Origin of the sequence: Clostridium tanneri (genome assembly GCF_033659955.1) — a bacterium.
Classification (GTDB): domain Bacteria; phylum Bacillota; class Clostridia; order Clostridiales; family Clostridiaceae; genus Clostridium_AM; species Clostridium_AM tanneri.
This window is the reverse complement of record NZ_JARUJP010000047.1, coordinates 1-6,526: the sequence shown is the minus strand read 5'-3', so window position 1 is coordinate 6,526 and position 6,526 is coordinate 1. Positions and strand designations below refer to the sequence as shown.

Below are 6,526 nucleotides of genomic sequence, written 5' to 3'. Positions count from 1 at the left end.
TGGCTACAATTGTGGTGGCAGCAGTAGTAGCTATAGCATCTCCAGCAACATTTGCAGCAGCTGTAACTATGGGAACTACGATGATAACAAGAGCATCGCAAATTGCTCAAAATATTTCACAAAGATTTGTTAGGATTGCATCGAGGGCATCAAATACTAGTCCAAAGAGTGTGAGTAAAGCAGAAATTCTTGCTAAAAATAGAGCAGTAGGTGCAGCGGCAGAAAGAATAGCAGCTAAAAAGCTTATTGATGAAGGATATAAAATTGTTGGTAGCCAAGTAAGTGTTAGAACTTCAGCAGGAAGAAGAATAATTGATCATTTAGTTAGTAACCAATCAGGAAATTTAGTAGCAGTAGAAGTGAAATCAGGGAATGCTGTAAGAAGTTCTTCTCAAATTCTTAAAGATAGATTGATTGAAACAGAAGGTGGTATTTTGGTAGGAAAAAATGCTGGTGAACTCTTTGGTCAATATGTTAGAATTAAAACGATAGAAATTCGTATATTGAGGGTGGATTAATTAATGATAGATAAAAAGAGATTGAAGAAAGAAATATTGAAAGAAGTAGCAAATGGACTTAGTAATTATGGTTTTGACAAAAAGGTTTATGGACAGTCGTTTTGGAAAGTAATAGATAATGGTAGGACGATGATTCATATTAGCTTTATTGAACATGATAATGACTTTGATGCTGTTATAAGTGTGAGTATTAGGTTTGATTCTTTGGAAGAAATGATTAATATAGATAACAAATTGCTAACATCAAAAGAGAAACAACAAACTTCTACATTAGGAATTGAATTAGGAAATCTTAATGAAGGAAGACAGAGACGACTAATTATAAATGAAAAATCTAATATAAAGTGTGTGGGTGAAGAAATTTTAAATACAATTAAAAACGTAGCACTTCCGTATATAGATAAGTACCAAAGTATGGAAGATGCTTTGGTGATGATGCTAAGAGATGACCCAGAAGTATGGATATTTTCACCACTACATCATAAGAGAGCAATGAATGCAATAGGATTAGCTAAATTGTTAGGTAAAGATAACATTAAAGAGATTTCAGAGAAAAAAATAGCATTTTTAAAAAGTATAAATGACTATGGATTAAATATGGTTATGAAATTCACCGAAAGAGTGTTGAAGTAAGGTAATGAAGATAAAGTTAAATTGAGAAGATGATGTGTTAAAATGATTAAAAATAGTAGCGAATAAGAAGTTGTTTATAATTTTCTAACAAGGAGTCATACAATATAGCCATCAACCTAAGCAAAAACAATGGTTGATGGCTTTTATAAAGAAATACAAATGGAATACAACAGAATATGAAATCCAATAATTATTATGAATATTTTCTGATGTAAAAGCCCTTAAGTTGATAAAAAAAAGAAGAGAAGGAGTATTTGTAATACTAAATAAAGTTGCCTTGGATATTACAAATCGTATAGTTAGTTTTGCGCCTGTTACAAAATAAAGAGGTGATAAAACATGAGGTATCTAAAGATAGAATGGATTCATAATTTAGAGCATGAACCAATTATTATATATTCAGAAATTGATGATAAGTATAATGAAATAAGAAAAGTTGAAATTTATAGGGATAATAAAATAGAATATGCGGACTTAAATACCGAATTTGGGGGAACAAGATTATCGGAGGAGCCATTACTAACTTTATCAGAAACAGCTTCAGATAACCAATTTAAACCCATGGAAATAGGTAAACGCGAATTTGAAAAAGTGTGGCTGAAAAGAATACAATGTAATAAATAAAGGTAAGTTAAGGTGGAGCAGCTAATAAAATATAGTGTTCCACCTTTTTATACTATAGTAAAGTAAAATTTTAGATAACGGCTCATCAAATATTATAAGAATTATGGAGGTAAACCCATGACGTTGAGTAAGCTAACAACTGCAGATAAAAAAAGAATTACGCAAGATTGGAACGAATTATTTCCTTCACTGGGTGTATATAAACCTATGCATTTGATAAATAGAATAGGCCCAATATTGGTGGGAATTTTGCTTGAAGTTAAGTCATGGAATAACAGTTATATTCCCACATTTCATGTTCATAATTTAGTACGGCCTTTTCCTGTGATTACGTTAGGATTAGCTAGTACTCTTAACAGACAAAGTGTAAGTTTGGAATTCCATGAAAAGAAGTATAGAGAGCTGGCAAAAATTATGAGTAAAAATCTATTAATCCCTTTAGAGGGAGATGTTGAACTAGATAAAGTTCTATCTGGATTCAAAAAATATATAGAAAATCCAACATTTCCGTTTCAGATTGAGGTTTATGAGTATATGATACTTGTAAGTGCATGGTGTGGAAATACAGTTGAAGTACAAAAAGCTATTGACCTAGCAAAGAAAGAAACCTATAATTGGCCAGAACATGTATTTGCTCGTATTGGAGGAGTTGAATCTTGGTTAAATAAACTTAAGGAAGAGGCAAGTGATAGTGAAAAGCTAAAAAAGATATGTGAAAATCAGGTAATTGAATTAAAAGTTGATAAATTACCTTCAAGAAATATTTTATATTAAAATCCATAGTAAGTATAAAATTATTTCGAGGTTATCTCAGCATTATTTGTTTATCGCTATCATAAACCTTAGAAAGTATTATGAAAGAGGGAATAGAATTGGATATTATAAAGATTGTTCTAAAATCGTTATTGATTGCGTAGAGAAGACAAGTAAAATATATTATTCTTGTTATACCGGTATATGTTTAGTTCAATCTGTTAATATTAATCAAGTCACTATTGAATGCCATTAATTATATGAGGTAAAATAAGAGTACTTGTGATAATATTTTCTAGGAATAGTAATTATAATAATTTGTAGTAAATGAGGGAGAATAAAAATGTCAGAGAAAAATATAGAAATGATGAAAAAACTAATTGAGGAAAAGAAACAGAAAGGTTCACAGAAGGGAAGTACATTAAGACCACAAAAGAAAATTGGTGGAAGCAAGAAGGCTATCATAAATAATAAAACCGGTGGATTGTTTGATTAGGAAGAAGGAGAAGAATATGAGTAATGCAAAAACACTTTATCCTATAAAAGTAGGGAAAAAATATGGGTACATAGATAATACAGGGGAAGTAGTTATAGAAGCTAAGTTTGACTATGCTGAAGAATTTGAAGGTCAATTAGCTATAGTAGACATTGATGAAAAATTCGGGTTTATAAATAAAGAAGGTAATTTAGTAGTAAAGGCTGAGTATGACGATGTTTATAATTTTAGTGAGGGGCTAGCGGCGATACAATTAGGAAATAAAAGCGGTTATGTTGACAGTGAGGGAAATCTAGTTATTCAATGCCAGTATGATGAAGCAGGTGATTTTTCCGAAGGATTAGCTGCAGTTAAGCTAGGATATAAATGGGGATATATAAACAAGGCTGGGGAAATGGTAATAGAGCCTCAATTTCTAGATGCTTTTGACTTCAGCGATGGCATTGCTGTAGTTCAGCTAGGAGGAAAGTTAGGATATATAGATAAAGACGGCAATTTTATTATAGAGCCTAAGTATGACTCTGCCTATGGATTTTCAGAAGAACTTGCAGCAGTTACAATAAAAAAGAAATGTGGATACATTGATAAATCAGGAAATATTATAATTCCTGCTAAGTACCATGAAGCAAATGATTTCAAAGAAGGATTAGCGGCAGTAGAAGTAAAAAATAAATATGGCTTTATAGACAAAAAGGGAGAACTAATTATACCGGCTAAGTATGATTGGACTGAGGAATTTTATCAAGGCTTTGCAGCAGTGGCTGTTGGAGAAAAATATGGGTTTATAAATAGAGAAGGAAAAGAAATAATTCCTTTAATATATGATAATGTAGATACAATTAGTGAAGGCTTTGTAGCGGTAGAAGTAGATGGAAAATGGGGATATGTAGATTTAGAAGGTAATTTAGTTATTAGCCCAGCCTTTGATGAGGTAGGTAAGTTTGTTAATGGTATAGCAAAGGTTGAGATTGGAAATAAAGCTAGCTATATAAATAATAACGGGGAATATATTTGGAAAGCTTAGGTGATATTAAATGGCTAAGAAGACCACTAGAAATAATAAATTATTGAGTATTAATAAGGAAAAGACTTCGCCTAAAATTTACTCCTTGCTATTGAAGTTGGTAAATGATGATAGGGAAGACTTAGCTGAGATGGTGCTAAAGGTTGACTATTTATTAGAATACGCAAGCAGTTCCATAAAGCAAAAGGATTTTGAGGAAGCTAGAGAGGGCCTAGAAGGTGCTAAAACTAGGATAGATAAGCTAAAAAAAGAGGGAGCAGATACAGAATACTTGGAGTATCTCTTTGAAGGAATAGAAAAGAAATGCAAGATGTAGTAGGAGATTGTTGTAAATCAATAAGGTAATTAATTTATAAATACTAGACTACTAGAGAAGGTTATCTCTATATAGAGGAGAAATTTCTATATAAAGATAACCTTTTTTGCATAAAATGAAAATTTAACAAAACCTTTTGCAAAACTAACTTCTCTTAATATTATAGAGGATTAAAAATGAGGGAGGTGATTAGATGAAATTTAAAAATTTAATAGACAGATGTAAGCTTGGTGAAAAGGAGGCTTTTCGGGAATTATTTCAAGGAATTGAGAAGGAAGCACTAGCTACAGCTTATCTTATTTCAGGAAACAGAGGAATTTCAGAGGATATACTTCAAGAAACATATATAAAATGCATTAGAGAAATAAAAAATCTTAGAAATGAGGGGGCCTTTAAAACTTGGTTTTTTAAAATTATGATTCGAACTGGATGGGATTTATGTAATAAACATTCCCGTATAGTGCCAGTAGATATAGAAAATCAAAGTCAGGTGCACTTACATGGTTTCCAGTATGAAGATGACATTGCAAATTGTGAGCTTAAACTTACTGTGCACAATGCCATTAATAAACTGAATGATAAATTAAAAGCAGTTGTTATTCTTTATTATTTTAATGACATGAGTGTAGAGGAAGTTGCTAAGATTTTGGGGTGTTTTAAGGCAACTGTAAAATCCAGATTGTTTTATGCAAGGAACCAATTAAAGGAGGAATTACAATATTCCTTTAGTGATGATTATAATTTAAAAAAAATTAATGGTAGGGAGTGTGACCACGGTGTGTAATGATTTATTTGATGAAAAGTTTAAGTCATCATTAAATATAAGTAATTACTATGAAAAACCTTCTAAAAATATATTTGAGCAGGCATGGAGCAATAGAAATAACTTAGAGAGTAAGGCAAGTAAATCTAAGTTAACGAGGAACATAGCTGCAAGTTTTATTCTTTGTACAATTCTTTTTTCCGGAATAGCTTTATCTATGTCTAGTGATGTAAGGGTTTTAGCTAAAGAGACTTATAGAACTCTAAGGAGTATTTTTATCCTAGAAAAGTCAGGAGATGACTATAAAATTGTTGAAAAAAGTGAAGAATACTTAATCCCAGTGTATAACTATGGAGGAATGTTAATAACGGATTCAAACAGAAGTAAATTTGAAAAAAGAATAGGTTTTTCGATATACTTACCTGAAAAAATTGCAGAGGACTTTCAAATTCATACTAACTCAGGCAAACCTGATATACAGGCTTGTGTAAGTGTATATAATATCAAATTAGATGATGCTGAAAAATTATCACAAAACTTTTACGAATTTATAAGTAAGGATGTCGAATCAAATGAAACTAAAAAGTTTGAAAAGAAGCTTAGTGTATATAGCTGCTATTCTGATAACAAAGGGCATAATTATTTATTAAGTATGGAGAAAAAAGATAAATCAACAAGGGAGACAGAAAGAAAAGATAAATTTAAGGAATTAAACATTGAAAACATAAAGTGCAAGGTTTTAGAGAGTACTAGAACTTTTACAAAAGCTGGGGGAAACTTATATCTTAGTGATATCAAAAGCAAACCGGATGAAATTGTTAAAGTAAAACATATTCAGTGGGAAGCTGACGGTATAAGCTTTAGTTTAATAAATCTTAATAATAATGAAACAGATATTGATAATGCTTCTAAGTTTATTAAAGAATATATGAAAACTTATAAAAATAAAGAATAGGTTCAGGATTTTCTATTATGAGTAAAGGTAGCGGTTCATAAACTGTTATTTAATTAGAGAACTAGGTTTAGAAAGATTCTAAGCTTAGTTCTTTGCTATTTGTAATTGTACTAGTCAAATTAAGTACATCAGTTATATAAATCACTAGAGGATTATCAGAGTACAAGAAAACTGTGTCTAGTGTGTCAATGCATTAGATATTTAGGTATTATGAGATAATCGATGTATATACTAGATAAATCTTAACGATTGTACTAAGCTTATAAATATGTTGATGATAAAGGTGATAGAATAACATTCGTTGCCTGATAAATGGCAAGCAAGTGAGCAAAAAATAGTTAACAAAATATGTTGGCAGAAATAATTGTTCATAATAATATGTAAAAGTTGTCAATAAAGATTGAAAATAAAAAATATTAAAAATTTTATTGACAAAGCAAGATG

General features: G+C 30.6%; 9 protein-coding genes. All 9 read left to right on the top strand.

Translation table 11 applies throughout. The features are described 5' to 3' along the window. A partial coding sequence (locus P8V03_RS18630) for an NERD domain-containing protein (protein ID WP_318799318.1) occupies positions 1–518 on the top strand: 518 nt, incomplete at its 5' end. A gap of 3 nt (positions 519–521) precedes the next feature. Then, on the top strand, positions 522–1,151 hold the full coding sequence (locus tag P8V03_RS18625; protein ID WP_261673585.1) for a hypothetical protein: 630 nt from the start codon (positions 522–524) through the stop codon (positions 1,149–1,151). Between the two features lie 339 nt (positions 1,152–1,490). After that, a complete protein-coding gene (locus tag P8V03_RS18620; RefSeq protein ID WP_261673584.1) occupies positions 1,491–1,775 on the top strand; it encodes a DUF6881 domain-containing protein in 285 nt (94 codons plus the stop codon). A 117-nt stretch (positions 1,776–1,892) separates the two neighbouring features. After that, positions 1,893–2,549 carry a hypothetical protein gene (locus P8V03_RS18615; RefSeq protein ID WP_318799317.1) on the top strand — a complete coding sequence of 219 codons (657 nt, stop codon included), beginning with the start codon at positions 1,893–1,895 and terminating at the stop codon, positions 2,547–2,549. A gap of 322 nt (positions 2,550–2,871) precedes the next feature. Beyond that, positions 2,872–3,024 (top strand): hypothetical protein, encoded by a 153-nt coding sequence (locus P8V03_RS18610; RefSeq protein ID WP_261673582.1) that lies wholly within the window; start codon positions 2,872–2,874, stop codon positions 3,022–3,024. A gap of 16 nt (positions 3,025–3,040) precedes the next feature. Further along, a complete protein-coding gene (locus P8V03_RS18605) occupies positions 3,041–4,048 on the top strand; it encodes a WG repeat-containing protein (protein WP_318799315.1) in 1,008 nt (335 codons plus the stop codon). A 10-nt stretch (positions 4,049–4,058) separates the two neighbouring features. Then, the gene (locus P8V03_RS18600) at positions 4,059–4,364 is read left to right on the top strand and encodes a hypothetical protein (protein ID WP_261673580.1); all 306 of its coding nucleotides are present in this window, start codon (positions 4,059–4,061) and stop codon (positions 4,362–4,364) included. A gap of 193 nt (positions 4,365–4,557) precedes the next feature. Beyond that, complete coding sequence (locus P8V03_RS18595; RefSeq protein ID WP_318799314.1) at positions 4,558–5,148, top strand: RNA polymerase sigma factor; 591 nt, start codon at positions 4,558–4,560, stop codon at positions 5,146–5,148. Continuing rightward, positions 5,141–6,082 carry a hypothetical protein gene (locus P8V03_RS18590; protein ID WP_318799312.1) on the top strand — a complete coding sequence of 314 codons (942 nt, stop codon included), beginning with the start codon at positions 5,141–5,143 and terminating at the stop codon, positions 6,080–6,082. The genes P8V03_RS18595 and P8V03_RS18590 overlap by 8 nt, the downstream gene beginning before the upstream one ends. The last annotated feature ends 444 nt before the right edge of the window (positions 6,083–6,526 follow it).